General features: G+C 37.2%; 26 protein-coding genes. 9 read left to right on the forward strand and 17 right to left on the reverse strand.

Going from position 1 to position 25,117, the window contains the following annotated elements:
- The first annotated feature begins 421 nt into the window (after positions 1 to 421).
- On the forward strand, positions 422 to 1,129 hold the full coding sequence (locus N7Z68_RS18935) for an Ig-like domain-containing domain (protein ID WP_275120048.1): 708 nt from the start codon (positions 422 to 424) through the stop codon (positions 1,127 to 1,129).
- 23 nt (positions 1,130 to 1,152) lie between these two features.
- On the opposite strand, the gene N7Z68_RS18940 is transcribed toward N7Z68_RS18935, so the two are convergent.
- A complete protein-coding gene (locus N7Z68_RS18940; RefSeq protein ID WP_275120049.1) occupies positions 1,153 to 3,048 on the reverse strand; it encodes a PrkA family serine protein kinase in 1,896 nt (631 codons plus the stop codon).
- 182 nt (positions 3,049 to 3,230) lie between these two features.
- On the opposite strand from N7Z68_RS18940, the gene N7Z68_RS18945 reads away from it, so the two are divergent.
- Positions 3,231 to 5,117 carry a transglycosylase domain-containing protein gene (locus N7Z68_RS18945; RefSeq protein ID WP_275120050.1) on the forward strand — a complete coding sequence of 629 codons (1,887 nt, stop codon included), beginning with the start codon at positions 3,231 to 3,233 and terminating at the stop codon, positions 5,115 to 5,117.
- Positions 5,118 to 5,183: 66 nt separating this feature from the next.
- Here the strand turns inward: N7Z68_RS18945 and N7Z68_RS18950 are convergent, their stop codons facing one another.
- The 6 genes from N7Z68_RS18950 to queG form a co-directional block, all read right to left on the reverse strand.
- Entirely contained in the window at positions 5,184 to 5,741 is a 558-nt protein-coding gene (locus tag N7Z68_RS18950; protein WP_275120051.1) for a DUF5366 family protein, read from the reverse strand.
- Between the two features lie 133 nt (positions 5,742 to 5,874).
- Complete coding sequence (locus N7Z68_RS18955; protein ID WP_275120052.1) at positions 5,875 to 6,180, reverse strand: antibiotic biosynthesis monooxygenase family protein; 306 nt, start codon at positions 6,178 to 6,180, stop codon at positions 5,875 to 5,877.
- 403 nt (positions 6,181 to 6,583) lie between these two features.
- Positions 6,584 to 7,057, reverse strand: a complete 474-nt coding sequence (gene trmL / locus N7Z68_RS18960; RefSeq protein ID WP_275120053.1) for a tRNA (uridine(34)/cytosine(34)/5-carboxymethylaminomethyluridine(34)-2'-O)-methyltransferase TrmL — start codon at positions 7,055 to 7,057, stop codon at positions 6,584 to 6,586.
- A 181-nt stretch (positions 7,058 to 7,238) separates the two neighbouring features.
- Positions 7,239 to 8,159, reverse strand: a complete 921-nt coding sequence (locus N7Z68_RS18965) for an amidase domain-containing protein (protein ID WP_275120054.1) — start codon at positions 8,157 to 8,159, stop codon at positions 7,239 to 7,241.
- Between the two features lie 284 nt (positions 8,160 to 8,443).
- Positions 8,444 to 8,974 (reverse strand): methylated-DNA--[protein]-cysteine S-methyltransferase, encoded by a 531-nt coding sequence (locus N7Z68_RS18970; RefSeq protein WP_275120055.1) that lies wholly within the window; start codon positions 8,972 to 8,974, stop codon positions 8,444 to 8,446.
- 69 nt (positions 8,975 to 9,043) lie between these two features.
- On the reverse strand, positions 9,044 to 10,183 hold the full coding sequence (gene queG, locus N7Z68_RS18975; RefSeq protein WP_275120056.1) for a tRNA epoxyqueuosine(34) reductase QueG: 1,140 nt from the start codon (positions 10,181 to 10,183) through the stop codon (positions 9,044 to 9,046).
- Positions 10,184 to 10,269: 86 nt separating this feature from the next.
- On the opposite strand from queG, the gene N7Z68_RS18980 reads away from it, so the two are divergent.
- Together N7Z68_RS18980 and N7Z68_RS18985 are read left to right on the forward strand one after the other, a co-directional pair.
- Positions 10,270 to 10,938 (forward strand): B3/B4 domain-containing protein, encoded by a 669-nt coding sequence (locus N7Z68_RS18980; RefSeq protein WP_275120106.1) that lies wholly within the window; start codon positions 10,270 to 10,272, stop codon positions 10,936 to 10,938.
- A 100-nt stretch (positions 10,939 to 11,038) separates the two neighbouring features.
- On the forward strand, positions 11,039 to 11,479 hold the full coding sequence (locus tag N7Z68_RS18985) for a Dps family protein (RefSeq protein ID WP_275120057.1): 441 nt from the start codon (positions 11,039 to 11,041) through the stop codon (positions 11,477 to 11,479).
- Between the two features lie 106 nt (positions 11,480 to 11,585).
- Here the strand turns inward: N7Z68_RS18985 and N7Z68_RS18990 are convergent, their stop codons facing one another.
- Positions 11,586 to 12,701: an alpha/beta fold hydrolase gene (locus N7Z68_RS18990; RefSeq protein WP_275120058.1), complete on the reverse strand. Its 1,116-nt coding sequence runs from the start codon at positions 12,699 to 12,701 to the stop codon at positions 11,586 to 11,588.
- Between the two features lie 334 nt (positions 12,702 to 13,035).
- Between N7Z68_RS18990 and N7Z68_RS18995 the strand changes: the two genes are divergently transcribed.
- Together N7Z68_RS18995 and N7Z68_RS19000 are read left to right on the forward strand one after the other, a co-directional pair.
- Positions 13,036 to 14,016: a LysM peptidoglycan-binding and 3D domain-containing protein gene (locus tag N7Z68_RS18995; RefSeq protein WP_275120059.1), complete on the forward strand. Its 981-nt coding sequence runs from the start codon at positions 13,036 to 13,038 to the stop codon at positions 14,014 to 14,016.
- Positions 14,017 to 14,736: 720 nt separating this feature from the next.
- A complete protein-coding gene (locus N7Z68_RS19000) occupies positions 14,737 to 14,916 on the forward strand; it encodes a hypothetical protein (RefSeq protein WP_275120060.1) in 180 nt (59 codons plus the stop codon).
- A gap of 84 nt (positions 14,917 to 15,000) precedes the next feature.
- Here N7Z68_RS19000 and N7Z68_RS19005 read toward each other — a convergent pair whose 3' ends face one another.
- Both N7Z68_RS19005 and N7Z68_RS19010 read right to left on the reverse strand, forming a co-directional pair.
- Complete coding sequence (locus tag N7Z68_RS19005; RefSeq protein ID WP_275120061.1) at positions 15,001 to 16,605, reverse strand: ABC transporter permease; 1,605 nt, start codon at positions 16,603 to 16,605, stop codon at positions 15,001 to 15,003.
- Positions 16,606 to 16,607: 2 nt separating this feature from the next.
- Positions 16,608 to 17,522: an ABC transporter ATP-binding protein gene (locus tag N7Z68_RS19010; protein WP_275120062.1), complete on the reverse strand. Its 915-nt coding sequence runs from the start codon at positions 17,520 to 17,522 to the stop codon at positions 16,608 to 16,610.
- A 178-nt stretch (positions 17,523 to 17,700) separates the two neighbouring features.
- Here N7Z68_RS19010 and N7Z68_RS19015 point away from each other — a divergent pair, with 178 nt between their 5' ends.
- On the forward strand, positions 17,701 to 18,285 hold the full coding sequence (locus N7Z68_RS19015; protein ID WP_275120063.1) for a TetR/AcrR family transcriptional regulator: 585 nt from the start codon (positions 17,701 to 17,703) through the stop codon (positions 18,283 to 18,285).
- Positions 18,286 to 18,821: 536 nt separating this feature from the next.
- Here the strand turns inward: N7Z68_RS19015 and N7Z68_RS19020 are convergent.
- Entirely contained in the window at positions 18,822 to 19,028 is a 207-nt protein-coding gene (locus N7Z68_RS19020) for a hypothetical protein (RefSeq protein WP_275120064.1), read from the reverse strand.
- Between the two features lie 277 nt (positions 19,029 to 19,305).
- Between N7Z68_RS19020 and N7Z68_RS19025 the strand changes: the two genes are divergently transcribed.
- Positions 19,306 to 19,830 (forward strand): DUF6241 domain-containing protein, encoded by a 525-nt coding sequence (locus N7Z68_RS19025; RefSeq protein ID WP_275120065.1) that lies wholly within the window; start codon positions 19,306 to 19,308, stop codon positions 19,828 to 19,830.
- A gap of 200 nt (positions 19,831 to 20,030) precedes the next feature.
- On the opposite strand, the gene N7Z68_RS19030 is transcribed toward N7Z68_RS19025, so the two are convergent.
- Positions 20,031 to 20,246, reverse strand: coding sequence for a DUF2922 domain-containing protein (locus N7Z68_RS19030; RefSeq protein ID WP_275120066.1), 216 nt, complete (start codon positions 20,244 to 20,246; stop codon positions 20,031 to 20,033).
- Positions 20,247 to 20,285: 39 nt separating this feature from the next.
- Positions 20,286 to 20,492: a DUF1659 domain-containing protein gene (locus tag N7Z68_RS19035; protein WP_275120067.1), complete on the reverse strand. Its 207-nt coding sequence runs from the start codon at positions 20,490 to 20,492 to the stop codon at positions 20,286 to 20,288.
- A gap of 402 nt (positions 20,493 to 20,894) precedes the next feature.
- Here N7Z68_RS19035 and N7Z68_RS19040 point away from each other — a divergent pair, with 402 nt between their 5' ends.
- Positions 20,895 to 21,749, forward strand: a complete 855-nt coding sequence (locus N7Z68_RS19040; protein ID WP_275120068.1) for a hypothetical protein — start codon at positions 20,895 to 20,897, stop codon at positions 21,747 to 21,749.
- A gap of 440 nt (positions 21,750 to 22,189) precedes the next feature.
- Here the strand turns inward: N7Z68_RS19040 and N7Z68_RS19045 are convergent, their stop codons facing one another.
- The 4 genes from N7Z68_RS19045 to N7Z68_RS19060 are packed head-to-tail and all read right to left on the reverse strand — an operon-like array spanning position 22,190 to position 24,927.
- Positions 22,190 to 23,956 (reverse strand): DUF2326 domain-containing protein, encoded by a 1,767-nt coding sequence (locus N7Z68_RS19045; protein ID WP_275120069.1) that lies wholly within the window; start codon positions 23,954 to 23,956, stop codon positions 22,190 to 22,192.
- The gene (locus N7Z68_RS19050) at positions 23,953 to 24,192 is read right to left on the reverse strand and encodes an ABC-three component system middle component 8 (RefSeq protein WP_308447235.1); all 240 of its coding nucleotides are present in this window, start codon (positions 24,190 to 24,192) and stop codon (positions 23,953 to 23,955) included. Before N7Z68_RS19050 ends, N7Z68_RS19045 begins: the two co-directional genes overlap by 4 nt.
- Positions 24,176 to 24,748, reverse strand: coding sequence for an ABC-three component system protein (locus tag N7Z68_RS19055; RefSeq protein ID WP_275120071.1), 573 nt, complete (start codon positions 24,746 to 24,748; stop codon positions 24,176 to 24,178). Before N7Z68_RS19055 ends, N7Z68_RS19050 begins: the two co-directional genes overlap by 17 nt.
- Complete coding sequence (locus tag N7Z68_RS19060) at positions 24,745 to 24,927, reverse strand: hypothetical protein (protein WP_275120072.1); 183 nt, start codon at positions 24,925 to 24,927, stop codon at positions 24,745 to 24,747. The genes N7Z68_RS19055 and N7Z68_RS19060 overlap by 4 nt, the downstream gene beginning before the upstream one ends.
- Positions 24,928 to 25,117 lie beyond the last annotated feature (190 nt).

The following is a 25,117-nucleotide window of genomic DNA, read 5'->3' on the forward strand; positions in this document are numbered from 1 at the left end:
TCACAAACTCCATCGTCTCTACATATAATGCTTTTGAGACTGCCCTTTTTAGTTATTCTAATAAAACAATAACTAAAACAGATGCTTACTCTATCCTATGCAGCTAGACAAGAGAGTTGACAATAAATTCTGACAAATCGAGCTCTTTTTTTTGTGGACAAGCTTATTTTTTATTGTCTCCCTGCTCTCTGTAACGTTAACTATACGTGTGTTCAATCCTTTTCATGTCTCTTTCAAGCCATTTTTTAGATAAATAAACACTTGGTCTTAATCATAAGGGACGATTTTTACTTTTTTGAAACCTTTCTGAAGGATTTAACGTCTATAGTATAGTAAAAAGATAAGTCTGTAAGCCTTGCATTAAATACAATTTTTATGACTATCTAATAATGATAATTACTTTAAAGAATTGGAGGTTCACATGAAAAAACGGTCAACAACACTTCTAATTCTTCCTTTATTGCTTTCTATCATTACTCCAGAAGCATCTGCTGTATCTCTGTCAACTGACGACGTTACATATGAAATCAAAGAACAAACAACTCGAATAACTAATGTAGATATCCCTTTAAAAACAATTGGAACCTACATTAATGTCCCGAATAATAAAATATGGACATTTACATTTAGTAATCATATTCATCCAGTAACTCTCTCTTCAAAGAGTCTTTATGTTCTTGACTCTCAAGGGAAAACTGTTGATAGCCTAATTATTAATGATCATGAACAAACCGTAACGGTATTATCACCTCCAAATCGTTACCTTGAAGGTGAAACGTACACGATATTTATTACATCCCTGTTACAATCAATCTCTAATGAACCCTTAATGGATGACTATCAACTTCACTTCACTATAAATAGCAGCAATTTAACGCATTCTAACAGAAAAATAGAAGAAATAAATGATAATGCCTTAGAGTACAAATTTATCGGTCCCAGTCAATCTCAACAAGCCTCTGAACTAACTGATGGATTTGATTTGATTAGTATCAATGCAACGCATGATACGTCTAATTTAACTTTGGGCTTTCATGAACAAGATCCATTTATTTACACCCCGGTCTCTTTCTACACCAAACTAAAAGAAATGATGATTAAAATGTACACACCCCCAGTCTACTACTGACTGAGGGTGTCTTTTTTCTACAACTATCTGTTTAGTAAACTACCAACATAACGAAGTAAGTCATTCGCGGATACCGAATTATATCCGTGCTCATCTATTAACCTTGCAATTACCTCATTTACTTTCTTCAGTTGTGATTCATCTGGCGTTTTTGTTGAAGTTGTAATCTTAACAATATCTTTCAAGTCAGCGAAAAGCTTCTTCTGAATTGCTTCTCTTAGACGTTCATGCGAGTTATAATCAAACTTCTTCCCTTTTCTTGCATAAGCAGAAATGCGGATGAGAATTTCTTCACGGAATGCTTTCTTTGCATTTTCAGAAATTCCAATTTGTTCTTCAATGGAACGCATGAGTTTCTCATCTGGTGACATTTCTTCACCGGTCAACGGATCATATAACTTATTTTTATTACAATACGCTTCTACATTATCTAGATAGTTATCCATAAGCGTTTTTGCTGACTCATCATAGGAGTACACAAATGCTTTCTGGACTTCTTTCTTGGCAATGTCATCGTATTCTTTTCTAGCGATAGAAATAAAATCAATATATCTTTCACGATCTTCTTTAGATATAGAGGCATGCTGGTCTAAACCTTCTTTAATCGACCTTAACACGTCTAAAGCATTGATAGATGTCATTTCCTTGCGAATAATTGCCGAGGAAATACGATTAATGACATACCTTGGGTCGATTCCTGTCATACCCTCATCCGGATACTCTTTCTTTAACTCCTCAAGATCTTGACTATTAAAGCCTTCAACGATTTCCCCGTCATATAACTTCATTTTCTTCACGATATCTACGCTCTGTTTTTTAGGCTCTTTCAACCTAGTAAGAATTGTAAAGATCGCAGCAATCCGTAAAGCATGAGGAGCGATATGGACATCTGAAATGTCACTATCCTTAATCATCTTTTTATAAATTCTCTCTTCTTCACTAACTTTCAGATTATATGGAATTTTCATAACAATCATACGGGAATGCAGGGCTTCGTTTTTCTTATTGGCAATAAATGATTTATACTCTGATTCATTGGTATGAGCGACAATCAATTCATCTGCAGAAATTAGCGCAAAACGCCCCGCCTTAAAGTTCCCCTCTTGCGTTAGAGAAAGTAAGTGCCATAAGAACTTTTCATCACACTTTAACATCTCTTGGAACTCCATAATCCCTCGGTTCGCTTTATTTAATTCCCCATCAAACCGATAAGCACGTGGATCTGATTCTGAACCGTATTCAGCGATAGTTGAGAAATCAATACTACCTGTTAAATCGGCAATATCCTGTGACTTTGGATCGGAAGGACTAAATGTACCAACACCGACACGTTTGTCTTCAGATAAGAAAATTCTTTCGATTATAACATCTTCTATTCGACCACCGTACTCTTTTTCTACTCTCATCATATTAAGCGGCGATAAATTACCCTCAATCTTAATTCCATATTCCTCATAGAAATCTCCTCTTAAGTGTTGTGGAATTAAGTGAAGCGGATCTTCATGCATCGGGCAGCCTGCTATCGCATAAACTGCACCTGCATCTGTTCGTGTATATTGTTCTAATCCACGTTTAAGCATCGTTACTAATGTTGATTTACCACCACTGACTGGACCCATCAATAATAATATTCTTTTACGAACATCTAAACGTTTGGCAGCTGAATGGAAATATTCTTCCACAAGCTTTTCGATCGATTCTTCTACCCCGTAAATTTGGTCACTAAAGAAATTGTATGTTTTCTTCCCGTTTTCTTCTTCTACACCAGCATCCTTAATCATATTGTAAACACGTGAATGTGCCGTTTGAGCAACCTGTGGATTTTCCTTAATCATTCGTAAGTACTCAGCAAATGTACCGCGCCAATGTAGCTTCTCTTCTTCTTCCCGGTGATGCCTGATTCTACCTAAAATATCCATATATTTGGTTCCTCCTCTCAAGTCTAAACATTTGCCGTTGTTAATTAATCCTATGCAAGCACCCAAATAATCATGCCCTCTAATCTCAAATCTATGTGACAAGTAGAAGTAATTAACAAAACTAGATATATGTCGCAATGTGTGATAAGAACTAGTTTTATAGTCACAAATCAGATAAAATGATGAAAGAAAAACAGGAAAGAGATGAGTGTTCAATGCGAATGGGAACCGGTTTATTCATCACCGCAATTCTATTAGTTGTTTTCTCGTTTATGCTGATTAACACCATGAACGAAATGTCCAAGGTGCAATCGATTCAATCAGTCCTCGATGAACACGTTGATATAAAGGAAATTCACCTATCTACTAACAGCTATATGTACGATCGGCACGGAAAACTAATTTCAGAAGTGTATCAAAGCGAAAATCGGATTTACTTGTCCTTTAGTGAAATTCCCCAAATGGTCATTGATGCTTTTATTGCTACAGAAGACCGAAGATTTTTTGATCATAAAGGGTATGACCCCTCTTCAATCGCGAGAGCTTTTCTAACAAACTATAAGACTAATAGTATTGAAGAAGGGGCTAGTACAGTTACCCAACAACTCGTTCGAAATTTATTTCTTACGCACGATCAAACGTATGACAGGAAATTAAGTGAACTATTATATGCTTATAAATTAGAGCAAATGTACAGTAAGGAAAAAATACTTGAACTCTATATCAACACGATCTTTTTTCACAATGGTGTGTACGGCATTGAAGCTGCCAGCCACTATTACTTTAGTAAACCAAGTAATGAGTTGACGTTAGCTCAAATTACTTTTTTATGTGCGGTCCCAAATAATCCTTCTCACTATAACCCTTTAAAAAACAGTGAGAATACAAAATTACGGCAACAGTGGATCCTAGAAAAAATGCTAGAAGCACAAGTGATTGATAAAGATGAATATGAAAAAGCACGAGCTGAGAACATTCAATTAGCTGTATCAACCAAAATTGATCTATACCCTGACTATGTTACTTATATACACCACGAACTTACCCAGCTCATTGCTCAAAAGGAAGGATATCAACAACAGTTACAAAATGCACCTGCCGAGAGCAAACAAGCTGTTCAACAAAAATTAGATCAACGTGTACAGAAAGTTTTAGAACAGGGGATCCGAATCGAAACGGCCCTAGACCCAGATATTCAAAGAAAATCGATGCAAGCAATTGAAAAACAATTACCCAATAACGATATCCAAAGTTCAGCGGTTGTCATTCACCATCCAACAAATGAAGTTGTTGCAATCACTGGCGGTCGAAATTATAAGAAGTTTGATTTTCACCGTGGGTTTCAAGCCTTTAGACAGCCCGGTTCAGCCATCAAACCTCTGCTCGTCTATGCACCTTACATCGCGGAACACGGAGTTTCTAACCAAAGTTCAATTAATGCCGATCATTTCTGCAAGAAAAATTATTGCCCTAAAAACTTTGGCGGCGCTCAGTATGGCAGCGTCACCCTTGAAACAGCCTTAAAAAATTCGTACAACACGCCAGCTGTTCGAATTTTTGATCGAACGGGAGTTGATACTTCCTTCCGCTATCTTGATAAGTTTGGATTTAGTCGGGTGGTCCCAAACGATTATGGTCTCCCTGCGGCTCTCGGTGGCTTTACTCACGGAATGTCACCCCTAGAACTAACACAGGCTTATACGACATTTGCTAGTGATGGAGTCTACCAACGTTCATATGGTATTCGAAGAGTAACTGATCTGAAAGGAAATGTACTTTATGAATGGAATGAGGCACCGCAGCATATATGGAATTCAAGTGTCAACCAGCAAATGAAATCTCTTCTTCATAAAGTAGTAACTGAAGGTACTGGAAAAAAAGCAAACCAACCAAGCACATACATTGGCGGGAAAACGGGAACAACAAATGCGTTTCACGATATTTGGTTTGTCGGCATCCGAGACGAGTATACAGCAGGCGTGTGGGTAGGAAGAGACAAACCGTCTTCTCTTCAATCCATCTACAATCGAGGCCCCCACCTCCTCATATGGCGCGACATCATGCGGTAAAAAAAGGGTAGCAGGTACCTTTAGCGTACTAAAGGTACCTGCTACCCTTTTACCTTTTCAACCGTATTATAACGGTAAGCTGGAAATAAAACTGTTGTAGAGTGTAAGGATTGCGTAGGACACCGCTATAATAAAAGTAAACCAAAATAATAAATGGAACATGATCAGTCCGAACATATGAAGCGGCGTTAACACATCACTTAATTTAAATAAGAAGTAAATAAAATAAATGAAGGTCGCACTAATAAAGACAATCATAATCACAACAATGGAATGGAAAAAGATAAGGGCAATCAAACTCGCGATTAAGTAGATCCACGTACCTGAACGAATTTTGTTAAGTTCATCTCCAGTTTCATCCTTCGAAAAAAATAACAGCGAAAGTTGAATGATTGTATCAGCAATTATTTTTAAAGCTGAAAATACCATAAAGAAAAACAGCAGCAATAGAAATAATAACGTAATTTTTATACCGCTTTCGGAAAAGAATTCCTTCATCCCATCGTATAATCCTAATAACTGTAACTGATTAACAATATATCCTTCCGTAAAAAGAGCGAGAGATGTACTAAATAACAAGATTGAAAACAATGGAAAGTGACTAGTGATATACCTGTTCTTCATGTGCAAATACCGCTCCTACTATTAAAAAATTAGACTGACTTGACCACTTTAAACCAAAATGCCAGGCCCGCTATAACGGAGCCTGACACATGAAAAAATGAACATTAAATAATAATACTAGCTTAGGAAAATATTACGTATGGTGGATCACACGGTAAGCATTAAGCTCGTTTCCTGTAGCTGGTCCTTTTTCTTTTGACTCACGCTTTTCTTGATGCGCACGTTTAAATGCATCACTATGTAACCAAGCCTCATAATCTTCTTTTGTTTCCCATTTTGTGAATACGACCTGTTTGCCGTCCTCAGCTTCGTTATCTAGAAATAAAAACTCTAAACATCCAGGAACATTTTTCATGTTTTCTGAACTTTTTCCAAAACGATCGGATATATGTTGCTTTGCTTCTTTTGGTATATGAAGCTCATTCATTACTACGTACATGACAAATCCCTCCATTTGTTTTTCTCTCCCTATTATACACAAAAGTATGGTACTTATAGAAATAAATGGACTATTCATAGAAAAATCATATTTATGTAAAAGAAAACTTCCACACATACATTCACATTGCGATTATGTTACATTATAATAAGAAGATAGGATTGATTGCTTTTAAGGAGGAAAACCTATTATGGGATTATTACTTATTCTTGGTGTTTGTGTAGCATTTCTTGTAGCTATCTTCACTGCTGGGTATGAAGAAAAGCCTCACAAAAATTAATACTTATTGAAATAGACCTATTCTCTTGGAGGATAGGTCTATTTTATATACTAAAATTATGCACCGACTAGATGCTACAACTTAAATTGCAGCGGTCCAATCTGTAAGATCATTTCCCTTTAGTTATACTAACCCACGAAATCCTTGCTGGCGGATCGCTTCGTAAATCACGATCGCCGCTGTGTTTGAAAGATTTAAGGAACGTATTTTTTCAGTCTGCGGTATCCTTAAACAATTCTCTTTTCGATCTTCTAATAACTCTTTAGGCAACCCTGTGGTTTCCCTGCCAAAGACAAAAAAGATATCCTTGTTTTCATCACTATAATCAAATTCACTGTAGTTTTTTGTCCCTACTGTTTCGATAAAATAAAACAGACCTTCTTCATACTTAGTAAATAACTCATCTATTGAGTCATAGTAATTAATTGTAACGTTCGGCCAGTAATCACAGCCTGCTCTTTTTAACATTTTATCATCTGTTGAGAAACCTAATGGCCGGATTAAGTGTAAGGAAGTATTCGTCCCTGCACACGTTCTTGCAATATTCCCTGTGTTTGCAGGAATTTCAGGTTGATATAATACAATATGTAGTCCCACGCTATGTACACCTCTTTATTTAATTTGCTATGGATTATTATACCACTTGTTGTTGTGATGAAAAGCATCCACCCTTACAATGTAATCTTCCCTTTATTTTACTAAAATTCAACTTCATTTATGGAGACCGTTTTTTGAGCCAAACTAGTACCGTTAAAAAAGGGTGCCTAAATACTTAGTATCAGGCACCCGATCTTTTTTCCGAGTCAGTAATTTTAAAATACTTATATTTGATATTAGGCGTCCAAGCCGTCGAATCTTCATATTTCCAATAGCGCATTCGACTATTGGTCGTTTGTGCATTGACCAAGGGTTCCCCATTCTCGTCTTTAGCTACGACAATCGTAGTATGCTGCCATCTCCCGTTTCCATTAAAATCATAACAAATCACATCTCCTGGCGACAACTCACTAGCGGATGACATTTCCTTTCCCCTTACCCCAGACTTTGCTCCACTTAAATGCCAGCGCATTGAATGAGCAACAGACCAACTATAACTCCAATTGTTATTCCGGTACCACCAGCCATTGGAGCGATTGGGATGACCAATCATCGGTGCACCGCCTGCTCTTAGACATTGGGAGATGAAATTCGTACAATTATCTTCAAACCTGCGATAGGCCGGATTGTAATCGTTCCACCATCTTTCTGCATAACGAACAGCTTCTCTACGGTCATAAGACCAACGTTCTTCTGACTCCTCTACACTCCTCATCCATTCACGGTTCGGTGGTACTTCTTCCTCATGGTATTGAGCCTTCAATTCCACATCATCAACCAACTCACTTCGATGAAATGTAGCTTGTCGGTGTTGAATGGATTCTTCTATATAAAAATTTCTTCGTTGCTTAATCGATTGTTGGAGGTGTAAAACGTATTCTATTTTCGTTTCATCATCATACGTCCGCTGCCCTAAAATTTGTGCGTTGACTGTAGAGTTTACAAGTTCACTGTCTCTCGATTGCAGACTTGCTAATTTTCGTTCTAAACATTTTTTATCACCCTCTGAAATGAGTACATCATCGTCGTTCCGAACATTTTCTACATACAAACCATTTCTATGTTCAATTAACCGTTTCAATTGTTCAATCTGATCCGTCATTAGGAGAGGCCCTCCTTTTTCATTTTTCCTTACAAAAGATCCATATTCACTTAATCGAATAGTAAGAACACCTGAAAACGAGGAACTCACACATTTGAGGAAATATTGGGGAGGAATTGGGTAATCAATACCCTTGATTGGCGTGCAGTTTTGAGAAGATAAAGGGTAGCCATTAACCACTCCTCCTGATTGCGCGCACACAAATGCAAGTATCTGGAATAAACAAAATTTCTCCCTTCCCTCCAAAAAAATAGAGCAGGAAAGATCCTGCTCCAAAAGAATGTTTATGAAATTTTTTCAATTGCCCCTTCCATCTGCAGGAGAATTTCTTTTTTGTCTAGTCCTCCGCCGTAACCTACCATGGCACCATTACTCCCGATCACACGGTGACACGGAATGATAATGGGAATAGGGTTTTGATTGTTCGCTCCACCGATCGCTCTTACCGCTTTAGGAGCTCCAATTTCTTGTGCAATTTTTTTATATGATCGTGTCTCTCCATAACCTATGTTTCGTAGCGCTTCCCAAACTTTCTTTTGAAAACCTGTTCCATAAAGATCAATAGGAAGTTCAAACTCATGACGTTCTCCAACAAAATACTCACTGAGTTGCTCAACAATAGGAGAAATCTTCTCTTTGTTTTGTACAAGTTCTCCTTTAATTCCTTGCTTTTTCAACCACGCTTTTAATGTCGGTAAACTAAAATCCGCTGTGCCAAAGTGGATATGGCATACGCCTCGTTCAGTTGCCGAAATTGTTAGCGCTCCAATTGGACTATCCATTTCATCATAATAAACCGTTGACTGAGCCGACATGTTATCCCTTCCTTCCAACTCCAGTCTTGTACCTATCTTACTGAATAAACAATATCTTTTCCACGGACGTCAGAGGCCCTCAGCAATGATATTCAGCCCTCTATTTATCTCTTCTACTACATCTGCGTCTTTTTCTCGGTCTTTCGCTTGTTTCAACTGTTTTTCTACAGATTTGCCACCAATTACAGCCAGTGCCCAGGCTGCAGTACCTCGTATAACAGGCCGAGGGTCTTTAGTCATAAGTTCTCTTAATGGCTCAATAGCTTCCGTTTCTTTAAAATGTGCTAGGGCAATAATTGCATTTCTTTGGATTGGCTTTTTTCCTCTCCACGCTCCTGAAACATGACCAAATTGCTCTTTAAATTGTCGATTGCTCATCGATAACAACGGCAAAAGAAGCGGCTTTGCTAGATCTGGATCAGGCTCCATTTCTTCGTGAATATGGAAATCTTTCCCCTTATTTTCTGGACAAACTTGCTGGCACGTATCACATCCATATAAACGATTCCCTAATTTCGAACGAAACCGTTCAGGTAAAAAGTCTTTTGTTTGAGTCAGGTAAGCTATACACTTTTGAGAATCCAGCTGCCCCCCTTGAACAAGGGCACCTGTTGGACAGGCATCAACACAGCGCCGGCACGAACCACACTGGTCTTCAAGCGGTTCATCGGGCTGAAACGGTATCGAGGTGACTAATTCCCCCAGATACACGTAAGAACCAAATTCAGGTGTAATAATGGCACAATTCTTACCACTCCATCCAATACCCGCTCTTTCAGCCACTGCTCGATCTGAAAGTTCTCCGGTATCTACCATGGAAGTAATGTGAGCGTCTGGTACCTTTTCTACAATAAATTTTTCTAAGAGTTGAAGTTTCTCTTTTAAAATCTGATGATAATCTTTCCCCCACGATGCTCTGCAAAAAATACCTCTTCGTTCTCCTTTCGTGCTTTTCGGAGGATTTTTCATTTTTGAAGGATAAGCTAAGGCAATTGAAATGATGGATCTAGCTTCTGGTGTAATCTTTTTCGGTTCAACTCGTTTTTCTAAATCAGGTTCTTCAAATCCAGATTCATAACCTAATTCACGATGGAGAGTTAGTCTTTCTTTTAATGTTAAAAATGGATCAGCACTAGTAAAGCCAATTTTATCTATGTCAATACTTTTACTATATGCAACAATTTCATCTTTTAGCTGGGCATATGCCATGGAAAAAACCCTTTCTTTCAAAGTTACATCCATTATATGCTACACTATTTGAAAACAAAAAATAAAGAGGTGTTCTTTTGGAAGATATGGTTCGGCTTACAATAGATGATGAAATTAAAAGACTTGTACCTCGATTCAAGATCGGGGCTATTGCATATCCATCAATCGTCATTTCTAAATCCCCGCAAATGTTAAAAGGAAGAATTCGGTTTTACCAAGAAGAGTTAGCGCTGCAACTTGAAAGTAATGACTTAAAAAGTTATCCGGGTATTTCTGAATGGAGAAATACGTTTAAGTTGCTTTCGATTGACCCTGGGAGATACCGTCCGTCATCCGAAGCACTTATGAGAAGAGTTAAAAAGTCCGAGTTCTTACCATCCGTTAATTCTGCGGTTGATCTTAATAATTTTTTCTCAATTCGTCATCACATTCCATTTGGTGTTTATGATTTACAGCAATTAGAAGGAGATGTATTGATACGCCTCGGAACGAAAGAGGAGCATTACTTAGGAATGAACGGACGAGAAAACCAGATGGAAGGGAAACTGCTGTCCTCAGATGAAAAAGGTCCTTTTGGCAGTCCAATCGTTGATTCCAAACGATCGGCTGTCACCGAGGCAACCACTCAAGCTCTTCACCTGATCTACCTCCAACCTTCAATGGACGATGAGGAATGTGAACAATTGCTTCAATCTGTTGGAAAAATGTTCACTCAAGTGCATGGCGGGGACTATCACTGCTCAATCGTCACATAATTGGAAAATAATTCACGAAAACATTATAGAATTTAGTTTATTTCTTCGCTAAGATGGGAAATAGTAAGGTGTGATTGAAATTTGAAAGGATGATCTAATCATGACTCAAGAAAAAGTATCCGCCATTTTAAACAAACAAATCGCTAACTGGAGTGTACTATTCGTTAAACTTCATAATTACCACTGGTATGTGAAAGGTCCACAGTTTTTCACATTACACGCCAAATTCGAGGAATTCTATAACGAAGCTGCTTTACATATTGATGAACTGGCAGAACGATTATTAGCACTTAAAGGACATCCTGTAGCAACAATGAAAGAATATTTAGAAACTGCGTCAGTTTCTGAAGCAACAGGCAATGAAACAGCAGATGATATGGTGTCGGCAATTATCCAAGATTTTGATACACTGATCGATGAATTAAAAGAAGGTATGGAGGCAGCTGATACTCTCGGTGACGAAACAACAGCAGATATGCTTCTAGCGATTCATCAATCATTAGAAAAGCACAATTGGATGTTACGCTCGTTCTTAAAATAATATGCGAATTCATTCAAAATCTGGTCTCATTTTTTAGGGACCAGATTTTTTTATTGTTCACTTTATTCACCTGCTATAGCTAAGAACGAGAGTACATTTTTAATGGTCAGCTCTGTTCAGTAGAGAAGTGTGTCTTATCTTTTGAAATTGCTAATTCCACCAGCTTATGAAGAATTACATTAAAATCAGCCTCATTCGGATAATGCGCCGATTGCTCCAAAGTAATAAACTCCTTCCCTTTTGGCGCTGCAATACAATTAAAAAATTGTTTGGCCAGTTCGTAGTTCGTTGTTTTATCGTGTTTTCCTTGAATGAAGTAAACCGGAATATTAACAGTCGGCACCGTCTCTAAATAATTGGTTTTTGCTATCTCCATTTGTAAATCCTTGCTTTCTAGTAAGCTGAACTTTGCCCCAGTTATCAGCGCCTTCCAAAGATCAAGCAGTGTATAATCCGGGGATATAAACGCACCTCTAACTAATAGAAAAAGGTTCGGTTTTTTTGTACTTCGATCTTCGTATAGATCTCCTTTATACTTAGAAATCAGCTTATCGAGTTGCTCATCCTTTTTTCCGACATAGGGTGGTTCCCCAAGTTCATTTAGTACATGAAGTGCTCGCTGATCTCCAGTACGCTTTGCTTTCTCTGCCAACCAAGACTTCGCTAATTTTTGTGATTCTGCATCATTAACAACTTGAGAAATGCCGACATAAGTGTAAAATTTTTCGGGATATCGTTTGATTAACTCTGTTCCTAGTACAGTCCCCCACGACATGCCAACTAACATCACCTGGTCTTGGTGGAACTTTTCTCGTAAATAATCAACCAGCTCATGAATATCATTCATAATTTGTTCAATATTCATTGATTTAGGATCGATGGCTTTGGAATAGCTCTTACCTGCACCGCGCTGGTCATAGTAAACAGCTAAATAGTGCTCCGTGATTTCTGGGAATAAGCTTCTAGAGCTAACACCAAAAGGAAAAGGCGCCCCAGGTCCCCCGTGTAAAAATAAACAGATCGGCAAGTCCTTGCTTTTACCTTCAATCAAGATATACTGCCTAATGCCGCCGATATATAACTTTTCAACCTGGCTTATACCGCCACTTTTTATCAACTTCTTACTCTTTTTGATGATTTTTCTTTGAATAAAAGATCTAAGCCCAAAAACGGCTACCAACAACAATCCAAGTAATACACCGAGCATAATAATAGTTTTCAAGATGATCTCCCCAGTTTTTTTAAATTTGTCTTCTACCGTTACTCGCTCTTGTACTTTTAATAATATAAAAAAGTTCAGGACGTTAATATATATTCACTGAAGTGACGTTATTCCACATTTAAATGAGTAGGACAAACCGTAGATTATGTATTGAATTCAATAATTTCTCATAACCTTTCATTTTTTTTGAGGAGTATTCAGTATCATGTAATAGTTTGTACACAACAGTGTTATGTGTGTAAACCAATTGTTATAGGCTTGTTCTTTTTCTCAGAATTTCTTGTGCTATCATAAAAACCAATTAGAGAGAAACATTAAATTTTGGAGGTAGTCTATGAAAAAAAGTATAGTTTCTTTAGTAACTGTTGCTGCAATATACGGGACATTTGGTTTAGGATCACACACATCTGCTAAGGAAGTTACCGTTCAAAAAGGGGATACGTTATGGGAAATCGCAAAAGCTAATGATATATTAGTAGAAGATTTAAAAGAGTGGAATGGACTTACCAATCATATTATTCATCCAGAAGACCGTTTGAAAGTTGCGCTTACTGAAGAATATTACATTCAAAAAGGAGATACTTTATCAGAAATTGCCCTGCAGTTTGACAATATTTCTTGGAAAGCATTACAGGATTGGAATCAGATTAATGACCCTGATTTCATCTTAGCCGGTGATACACTAACCGTCTATCTAAAAGGAACTCCTCAAGCAACAACTCAAGCAAAAGAAGTTGCTAATGTGACTGACACTGAAGGAACCCGCAATACAGAAGTAAGTACTACTTCAGATGTTAAGCAGGAAAAAGTAAAAGAACCTTCTTCAGTACCGGACGAGCCAGTACAGGAGAAAGCTGTCTCAGAAGAACCTATGAAAGAAGAGTCGAATAAGGAAGAAACTATTAAAGAAGAGCCTGTTAAAGAAGAAACTATTAAGGAAGACCCTGTTAAAGAAGAACCTGCTGCAGAAGAAGCGATGAAAGAAGAAGAAGTAGCTTCTAAGCCCGCTTCAGATGACAATGTAGCGATGGAACTAACGATGACAGCTACTGCATACACTGCATCTTGTGAAGGTTGCTCTGGAATTACTTCAACTGGAATTAACTTAATAGATAATCCTGATAAAAAAGTCATCTCAGTCGACCCTAGTGTTATCCCATTAGGATCAAAAGTTTACGTGGAAGGTTATGGACATGCGATAGCTGGTGACACAGGCGGCGCCATTCAAGGAAACAAAATTGATATATTCATACCAAACAAGCAAGATGCCATCAATTGGGGGGTACAAGAAGTAAACGTAAAAGTTTTTAAATAAGAGAATGAACTGCCATATCGAAAATCGGTATGGTAGTTTTCTATTTTCTAGAGCCCTCGCCGATATTCCACGAAAAGCCATTCTCCCTGCCCCTGCATACAATGATAAGAAAAGCAGATATGCCTGCTTATATGTGTTTTTTCGGTGTTCACCGCTCAAGACAACACACTCTAGCACAGGATTATTATAGTTAAGGTACTATCGGTTTTACTTTACGGCACTGAGAGGACGCTATTTTAGCAGAAATGACCTCTTTCAAGCATTTGTGGAACTGAGAGGCCCTTATTGCCTTAATATTAAGCAATAACATCATGAAATATAGTAAATAAGGGCTTCTGAGGTCCCTAAGGAGTCAAATTAGCGTCTTTTTAAAGAAGATATAAGGGCCTGTGGAGTCCACTAATCTTTTCATAAGTACGTCTTGAAGCCCCTTTACTGCACAACTATCGTTGACTTATCGGAAGGAGGCGAAGTCTGCTAAAGAGGTTGGCGCCCTGAGCTAGACTTCACCGAAAAGCGGAAGGCCAGCTTATTGGCGACAAGCGCTGGAGGGCCAGCAAGAAGTGGCTTGCTCTTTAGACACGCTTGGTCGATCGAAGCAACTTCGAGCCGATGGTGCCTGAAGCTAAACATCACCGAAACACAATATAACTAGGTGTTCTTTCTTCCTCTCTATGCGCGTATTTATGATTTAAAAGAAAGGCTGGTGAGGTGAAACCTATGATGATGAATTCACCCTTTTTCTGCAGTCAATGTGGCAGAGATTTAGTAACTCCGTCAAAAGAAGATAACGAGAAAGTATGTCCTGACTGTCTGCCTAAAAGTGAGTTGCAACATAAAGAGAAACACGTCTATAAAGGACTATTAGGAGAGTCCACCTGGTGGCAGAAGCGCAAATAATGCGCTTTTTTATTTGAATTTTAGTAAAAGAAAAAGCCTCCCGCAAACAAAAACACTGTTAACGAGAGACTTATCTTTATGATGTTACCCTTCTATATCCCGCTTGTTATAACCCATAAACCCTATGACCACAAGAACACCAGCAATACCTATTAAACTAATGATTGGTAATACTGTCACCTCTTCGACTGGAAATTGTGGAACGTGCGCAAACGGGGAAATCTTCTCCATCCACGTTGGAAGTTGCAGTAGTCCACCTAAATAGACAACAAAGAAAGAATAGCCTAGGTACAACCAAGTGAGACTAGTCAGCTTTGGAAAAGATCCTATTAGAAATACCGCTAATCCGATTAACAAAAACATAGCTGGAAAATAAACCATACCGGCTTTTACTATTGAAGTAAATAAAATCGCTTCCTCCATTACTGAGACAGCGGCAGACCAAAGTCCGACTATTGCCAGAACGAACACGACTGCCCCAAAAATAATGGAGACCATGAGATAGCTTCCCATCAGTTTTGTTCGCGATACAGCCCTTGCTAATAAATGTTCTGTCATATTCTTTTTTTCTTCACTTTTAAGTTTGAGAACGAAAAGAAGTGCAGGAACCGTACAGATGATCGAGATCACTAACATAAGCATCGGTAAAAATTGTTCAACTAAAGAAAAACCTTCAACGGGAGCTAAAAATTCTGCCATCATTTCATTACTATCAAAAAAGTACTCTAAATCCCCTAACACAGAACCATAAGAAGCTCCTAAGATGAACATCCCAATCGCCCAGGCAACTATTCCTGTCCGTTGCAATCGAACAGCTAAACCAAATGGGCTTTGAAGGAAGCGCGATGCATGTTTTTTACCTGGTCTCGATTGTAAGAAACCTGCTCCTAAATCACGAATTGTATTTAAATAAAACGTTATAACCAACAGGGCAATCGCTGCACCAATCGTCAAAATAACGGGCCACCAGTAATTAGTAACGTATGCTTGTGTCCCGACAACCCATCCAAGCGGTGAAAACCAAGAAAGGGTTTCATTACTTACATCTCCAACGGCCCGGACTAAATAAGCTCCACCTAATACCGCAAACGAAAGTCCAATTGTCCCCCTAGAGTTTTCTGACAGCTGTGCAAACAAACCCGTAACACTAGTAAAAAAGATACCCGTTGCCCCGATAGCTGCCCCGTATAAAAGGGATCCTTGTAAATCCATACTTTCTATTTGCAACGCATACAGTCCTAAACCTGTAATCAATGCTAAAAGGACATTCGCACCAACCATGACAAGTACCGAAGACGTAATATTCGATAATTTACCGACTGGAAGGGAACGAATTAACTCTATCCTTCCCTCTTCTTCATCCGCACGAGTATGGCGAGTAACAAGTAAGATGCTCATGATCGCTACAACAATAGCTGTAAATAACAGCATTTGGTGGGCAAACATTGCTCCTGATGTGTAATTGTCAAATCCGTAACCAGGTCCGACCATGGCGATCATTGCTGGATTTTTCATTGTTTCAGCAATCGCTTGCCGCTCTTGCTCGGTTTGATATAAACCCGTATAAGATGAAGCGATGATTACATTCATCAAACTAATCGAAAGCAACCAAACAGGCAGCCTCACACGGTCCCGCTTGATGATCAGGCGAGCCAACACTCCTGTTTGATTATATAGATTTTTCCACATCGCTATTCACCTCCAACCCCATTAGTTGAGGTGTGCCCGCTACCTTCATAGTGACGCATAAATAAATCTTCAAGCGTCGGTGGTGAGCTTTCTAATTTAAGCAGACCAAACTGACTCACATGTTTCATTACAGCATCTAGTTCTTCTCCATCGACTTGGAATGAAAGAGCATTTCCTACAATTTCCACATCATGAACACCTTTTAATTCATTAATAGATAAAACCGGCTGTTTCGTTTCCACGAGTAAATTCGTTCTCGTTAAATGACGAAGTTCGTTTAACGTTCCAGTCTCAATAATCGCTCCTTCACGGATGATACCGACCTTATCACATAATTTTTCGACTTCAGATAAGATATGGCTTGAAAGCAGAACACTTTTACCTTGTTGTTTGGCCTCATTTACTTGCTCTTGAAAAAGTCTCTCCATTAACGGGTCGAGTCCAGATGTCGGCTCATCAAAGATATACAGGTCAGCATCCGAAGCAAATGCCGCAACTAAAGCCACTTTCTGCCGATTTCCTTTCGAATACGTTCTGCACTTTTTCGTTGGATCTAATTTGAAAATTTCAATGAGTTCCTCTCGTCTAGCCTTGTTAGTTGCTCCTCTAAGCTTCATAAATAAATCAATAACTTCGCCCCCGGTAAGGTTCGGCCATAAGTTCACATCCCCCGGTACATAGGCAATTCTCTTATGGATTTCTACGGCGTCTTTCCATGCATCCAGACCAAAAATTTGGGCTTCTCCTTCAGTCGCTTTTAAAATGCCGAGCAATACACGAATCGTTGTAGACTTGCCGGCTCCATTTGGACCAATAAATCCATAGATTTCACCTTTATTCACTTCCATATTTACACCGTCTAGAGCCTTAAAGCTTCCAAACTTCTTGGTTAAATTTGTTGTTTTTAATATCGTCATGGCGATGCTCCCCCAATCTCATGGATAAAAATGATCTTATTCGTTGCTTAGTTTTGAAATTTTTTAACTTATATAGTTCATAATATATATAAATTAAATGCATTACAATATGAAATTATGAAATTTATTGTTTGTTTTGTTACAAAAATTTTATTAAACTTGAAACGAGGTGACAAAAATGGACGGCTTTCAACGACGAAGAGAACAAAAGAAGAAGAATATTTTAGAAACGGCGCTATCCCTATTTACGGAATATGGAATCCAAAAAGTATCGATTTCTGAAATTGCCAAAAAAGCAAACGTATCTCAAGTTACAATCTATAACTACTTTGAAAGTAAGCACAATCTAATCCACGATGTCTTTATTTATTATGTGGACAAAGCTGCCAATGATTTTGAAGAAGTTATCTTTAGTGACTTACCTTTTCCTGAAAAAATCCAGAAGATGGTCTTTGCGAAAAAAGAGGCTGCCACTCAAATTCATGAAGAGTTTTATGAGTTTATGATGAAAGAATATACAGCAGAGGGCAATTACATTGAGAAGGTGTATATCGAAAAAACTATTCCATACTTCACCAAATTAATTGAAGATGGAAAACAACAAGGATTTGTGAACCAGGAATTATCTGCGGAGGCGGTTTTATTTTATATCAATATGTTAAAAGACTATGTGCAAAAAGAAGAAGTCTATCAAAAGATCCTCCCAATTACCGAAGACATTACAAACATCTTTTTTTACGGGATCTGTGGGAAGAAGGATTAAAAGCGGGTCCTGTCCCCCACTGTGGTAATGCTTTCTCTAGCGGGAACCAGTGACCTGACGTTCGTTACGGCAATGTTATGCTATTGGGGGCCGGACATTACCAGAATGCTTGCTTTCTTCTAATATGGGCCCGCCTCCTGACCTCAGTATGCTCACAAAAGGATTGCGAGGCAAAAGCAAGTTTTTTCAGCTATTTAAAACTTTTTCAACGAAATTAACGCCTATTTGTTTTTTAGATTTTTTTGTGGACTGAGAGGCCCTTATTTCATCAAAATCTATCATTTTATCATTGTCCGCGGACTGAGAGGCCCTTATTCGTCGTATTTCTTGTGTAAAGGACTGCTTTATGGGGTAATAAGGGCTTTTCAGTCCCCTAAAGTGAAGAAAACGTTGAAATTGACATAAATAAGGCCCCTGGAGTCCGCTAACTTTCCCTAGAGAAGATGATGTTTGGCACCAGTCCCAAAAAATCAACATAAAGCGACGGCCCCCATTGACGTAATGCTTTACTCTAGCAGAAGTCAGGCCACCGGCCATTACTCGTCGACTGCATACAATGGATTATTTTTTGCGATTTTAACTATTTCATTAATCCGTTGGTGTTGTTTTTCCTCACCCCAATCAGTACCTGCAACATATGTGGTTACGCCGAATATCTTCTCGTTATATCCGTTGTATGCCACATCAAGATCGTGAATAATTCGATGCGAATACAACATAGCTTCTTCATTTCTTTCATACAATGCAACTCTTGTGCTAAAATAAAGTTTTTTAGATCTTCGTAAATCGCTTCCGTTACATAACTAAGGTTAGCTTCAAATTCTTCAAGTTTAAAGATTTTTGATATTTTGAGCCTCCTTTTTATTTTTCCTGCGTCTATAAGTATAAGCCTGACTATTTTTTCATTTAGTATAGAGCTTAATGGGGTTCTTTACATTAGACTCCTATTCTTCTATTCTAAAGTTTGATAAGGTTTTCAAGTAAAAATAGATTGTCCAATACATACGGGGAGATGAACTGATGAAAACGAGTCGAATTCTTTTCATTGCAATTGCACTAATTATCGCTGTCGTCATTTACGCTTTTAATGCCTTGTCTAATCATGAAACTCTGAATAAGCTGGAACCAGCCGAAACGAGTCAAACAAGCGAACCAACTCCTGATAATGAGGAAGAACCGATCATAGGAAATATTCCGACTGCAGAAGAAGTGGAGGAAGAGTTTCCTTTAGACTTACCAGAACGTGCTGTACAAAATTACATTCACTGGATGTCTCACCAGAAAGTAGCCGCCAGCCAAAAATGGGGCCATATGCAAATCACTCAGGAGAGAATTGAAAGGTTAATAGAAGTAGTTGAGGCAAATAACTATAGCTATGGCAGAACATATTTAGATATTCTCGAAAGATGGCAAAAAGGAGATTTCAGCCAAGCCGATGAAGATCATAACCGAATTTGGCGGTTACAAGGCGGTACGGTTGGAGAAGCAACCAGAGTCTTTACTCCAGAAGAAGAAGCAGAATATATTAGGAAGCACTTTGAATAGCATCATTAAACCCATAAGCTTAATTAGCTTATGGGTTTCTTCTTACTTTATCAAATTCTAGTAAAGAACTATTCTTTTAAGAGGAATGCTCCTATATATTCATAAATTTCCTTAATATCTTCTTTTGAATCCATCATACATCTTCGTAATTTTAAAAAAGGATGAGGCCAAGCCTCCTCCCCTTTCCAAACCACCATTGATTAAAACTCAATCGTTTCAACCGTGCGATCCACGACACGCGCACTTTTTTTCGCTACAAGATTACCACCAGATGATGTAAACGCATTTTGTGCGATAATCTCATCCATCGCTGCACTAATCGCAGCGGTATCCACTGGATAAACAGGGTTGTCCAATGAAATCGTAACGTTTTTTGCTAACTCGTTTTCAAAGACTAATTCCAGTTTTTTCGACATCTCATTCCCTCCTCTCTATTCAATAGTCACTACACCCAATTAAAGATCAAGCGCATACGTGTTGGCACGGTCCACTTTGTAAGGCATCCAGCCTTGAAGCGGAATTAACGCATCCGCAACAGCTTTTAACTGTTCGTTCGTCGCAGCTGTTTTAATGTTATTGAAGCTCTTTGTTTTCAAGATCGGTTCACCAATTTGGTTGTAACCCGACTCAAATACAATAATTAATCGTGAATTTGAAAGCATCCTTGTCATCCCCTTTCACTATGTATATATGGAGATGAGGATGAAAATGGTGAAGGAAGAACTAATTTTATTTAAGAAACTTGATCTTTCATACTAATCGTCTATCAATTCACAAAAAATTATTAATTTGATATCGATCGTACGTCGCCAAATCATTTTTCTTGAAACCTATAGGGGCTAAGCTATTCCGTTAATTGAGAACGCCTGTACTTCCCCACATTAAAAAATCAAAGAATCATATGGGAACAAAACAATAAAGTTCGAAAACTTGATAAGAAGAAAGAAAACAAACAAGAGCTTACATTCAAGCTTTACAAAAAATAATTCAAATTGACTCACCGTTTTCCCTTCGAACTCTGTATATACCTAATGAAGGAATGATACAAAGAGGGGGATTTTAAAATGAAGTCAGGCCGAATTGAACAATACAGATCATATAGTCAGTTTTCAACACTTGAGGAATTTAACAAATCTAATAAAATGGCACTAGACATCCACGGTCACCACTTTACGAAAGGTGAAAGAATTGCATTTGAAGTTCTTACACGTTTTAGTGTGAAAGTACTCGGAGTTTGTAATGCACGCATCTGTAAATTAGTACAAGCCTGCCAAGGTGAAAAAGGCGGCATTTCCAGGTCAACCTTTGAACGAATGCTTAGAAAAGCAAAATCCTTAGGGATCATCTCGATTAAACATACCGTACGTGAAACGGGCGGTTATGCCCACAGCGTGTATATTTTTAACCGGTTTGACACGCCCAATCATGAACAATTGACATCGCGTAAAAACGATAAAAAGCCCCAACCACCAAAGGCTGATGAGCACAAAAATCAACCGGAAACTCATTTAGTTGAAACAAAAACATCAAAGGATAAAGATCTTCGTCAAGACCAGGTCAAAAAAATCGATCAAATTGACATGACAGAACTAGACCATTCGTTCATACCAGATCATGTGCCAACGCTGTTCATTAAAGTCGTCAAACCATTCTTTAACCGTGCTAAGGATATTTGCGGTCTATGGGATCGAGCCCAAATCGCCTATCGATCCGCTAAGTTCCCGACCACCACGTCGATCGATTCGATGCTACCGACGATTGTGCACGCATTCAAACAAACCGTCTATCGGTATAAGCAAAAGCGAATCCAAACTGGCTTTATGCCTTATTTTTACGGGACGATGGCGAACTTACTGACTGTGGAGAAACGGAAGATGGTTGCTGAAAAACCTCGGTGGGGGCAGTGGTTGGAGAGATAGTGTGTGTTTTGGAGTTGGGGTGTTGAAGATATAAAAAAACGTTTCTTACATCTGTAAGAAACGTTGAGATTAAAGATTAAAGATTATTTGTTATGTAATGGTACCGGTGGTCGGGGTCATGATAGGTCAAAAAGTATTGAGTTTATAAGGTTTTATGAGGGCTATGTGTAATATTTGTGTAATAAAATTTGGATGTGTAAATTTCGCTAGCTGGTGATTTTTTCACCAGCTTTTTTTATAGTAGCATTATGTTAGCAAATAAAGAAATAATCACCCTGAGCTGTGACGGGCCAATAGGGTGATTTTTCTTTTGAAATATTAACCTTTAAATGCCGGCCGCTCTTCATCAACCGAATAACCAAGACCAAGACGTTACCAGCACCTATAGTCTTGTAAAATATTGTATTTTATAACGATTCAATAATCAAGTCCAAACTTGCTTAATACTTGAATCCAAACAATGCGCCTGATCCGTCATCATTTTGTTCAAGCTCACATACAATATCTCGGCTATTCAACTTATCCTTAGAGACATCTGAATCTATTAAACTAATGATATATTGTACATCATTTTCATTGCAATATTCTTCAAGGAATTCAAGGTAGGATCCTTTACGATTCTCATGCAATGCTTCAAAAGGTCCATCATGATATAGAAATTTAAAGAAACTTTTATTGGAATAATAGCTTAAAATAGCTAAATCAAAACACATACATAGCATTTTACGATATGAGAAACCTTCATCTTCATGCGTTAAGTCTCCATTATCAGTGATGATACCAGCATTATACTCAACATTAGATGTTGTGTTAGTTGATATATCAATTATTCCATTCTTACTTGTTATATCTTCAAAATATGACTTAAATAAATACCTTATGTCATTTAATACTTTGTTTCCACTTTCTATCTTTGAACCAATTGATTCATTTACTTTTTCTAGTTCAATTTTCTTTTCGTTCAACTCTTTAATATCAGTTCTAGTCTGTAATATTATTTCTTTTTGTGTCTCAAGACTTTGGATACTCTTTTCTTTCTCAATTAAATTAGACCTCAATTTTTTGTACTTATTTATAACATCGTTATCTTGTAATACATTCAAAATAGCTGAACGTTGTTTTCCTATCTCTTTTAGCTGTTCATCAACTATCTTAAGCTCTGCTTTTTTGTCAGTATGGAGCCTCGATAAATGAATCCTTCTATCTTCAAGTAAGGACTTATTGAAACTTATTAACTCCTCATATGATTTTTCTAATTGATCACTAAAATAAATTTGGACTTCGTCGAAAAGCTCCTTTATGTAGTCAAAGTCATGAAATTCTTTCGTTGCTAAGGAGTTTTCAATTAGTTCAATATCAGACCTTAAATTATAGGCTTTATTTTGTAGAGAAATTGATTTGTTTTCAATCTCTTTTATTAACTCCTTACTAATCTGTTTCTCGTTTAAGTAGAAGTTAAATGAATCAAGATCGTGTTCCAACTTTTCCTTTTCTCTTGTTAGAATATCTATTTGGCCATTAATTCTATCTATATCTGAAACACTATAATAGTCTTCCATGTTTTTTATTTTTGTTTTCAAATTTTCTATTTCATTATTTAGTTTGTATCTTTTTAAAAGAACATCACTATCAAATCCTAGTAATTCAAAAACAAAGGGTTTCCAATCTTCATCGTTAGAACTTGAATACTTATTTAATTGGAATACATCACTATAATCATTTTGAGTTCTAATAAAGTAACCTACTAATTTCCGATAATCATAATCTCCTAGTATATCAAAGTTTAAACTCTCATTTAATATGGTTGTTGCTGGAATAACTTTTTCACTTGTCGTATTTAAAACTAAGTTTGTGTAGTCCCATTCCTCACACTCTAATAATTTTGTTGAATGATCAAGTATCTTCATGTCTACTCTAGTTATATTTTTAAAGGATCTTCTAATTGTTATATAATTACCATTATTTAATTTTAGTTCGAGGTAAAAGGTATGATCTTTAAAAACTTTCTTCTTGTTGTAAAAGTAGTTTCTCTTTTTTACTTCTTTAAGTAGCATGAAATCTATCAGATGTACTAGAGCACTTTTCCCAAGGTTATGAGGATCATTTACATTTTTATCCTGGACAGAACCAAAAATGATATTTAATCCATCTTTAAATTTTATATTTTTAAACCTTGAATCATCGCTATATAGCCTTGATAATTTCATATTTTCATCTCCAAGACGTCAGATTCTATGTCGTAGTCGACCCTACCTAGCAAGAATAAAAAATCGACTGCAGGTAAGAATAAATATAGGGCATCATCTCCAATTTGCTTTTCTAATGCATTGTAAAGATTTCCGTAACTACACTTGTAGTCATTTTCTTTGAACACTTTTATTAATAACGCGACTGCATAAATTAAGCTTCTATTTAAATCTGTAAATTTATCCGGTCTCAGCATTGTTACCACCGTTTTCTCCAATGTGACATATGTAATACATAAAATGTACTACCACACTCACCATTTCCTCATTTTCTAAGATCTCAATATCATTTGAATTTAAAAATCTATCAATAATATCATTAATTACTTCGCTAAAAAATTCCTTTTCTCTTTTTATTTCAGGTATTTTTCTATTGATGGTCTTCTTAATATTACTGTATGATTTCCTTAATTTTTTATTACGAGGATCAGATAATATATCTTTAATAGTTTTAAAATAAATGCTGCTTTCAATAATGACATTGTTGTAATCATTACAGCCTTCTTCTTCTAAGTTATTAATAATATTCTTCGCTACAATGTTTATCCTCTTTAATCCATCATCATCTTCAACACCTTGATTAGGTTCTATGTCATCTTCAAGCTCTAATTCCAGAAAGTCTATTACCTTTTTTAGGTTATATGGATTAATAGCGTCACTTCTCATATGTATAACGTTTTGGTTATATACATTACCATCGTTGTTATATACTGGGCTATGATCACCTTTTGTAGTATTTCTACTTCCCGTCATCTCCCATCACCAAAACGCCCTTTTACATCACCATCGTTATTAAAAATAGGACTGTTTTTTCCTTTTGTTTTGTTAATGTTTTTTTGATTTATCCTTATAGATTTAAAAACATATCCACCTGTAGCTCCAAGTATAAGGGTAAGTAGATGGGTTATAACAGTTGTCCAATCAACAGTCATTTACAATCACCTTCTTTTTAGTTTAATAAGTTTATGTAATTTCCTTAATAGTCTAAAACTATTATTTCAAATTATGAAAATATTTACAATACCTATGTTTTTTCGACAAGTATATATGTTATTTGTATTGAAAAAAGGTGTCAAAATAAAAAAGCAACCACCCTGACCGTTGTGATTTAGTAGGGGATTG

This window comes from Alkalihalobacterium chitinilyticum, assembly GCF_029028005.1.
In the GTDB taxonomy this organism is placed as follows: domain Bacteria; phylum Bacillota; class Bacilli; order Bacillales; family Bacillaceae_F; genus Alkalihalobacterium; species Alkalihalobacterium chitinilyticum.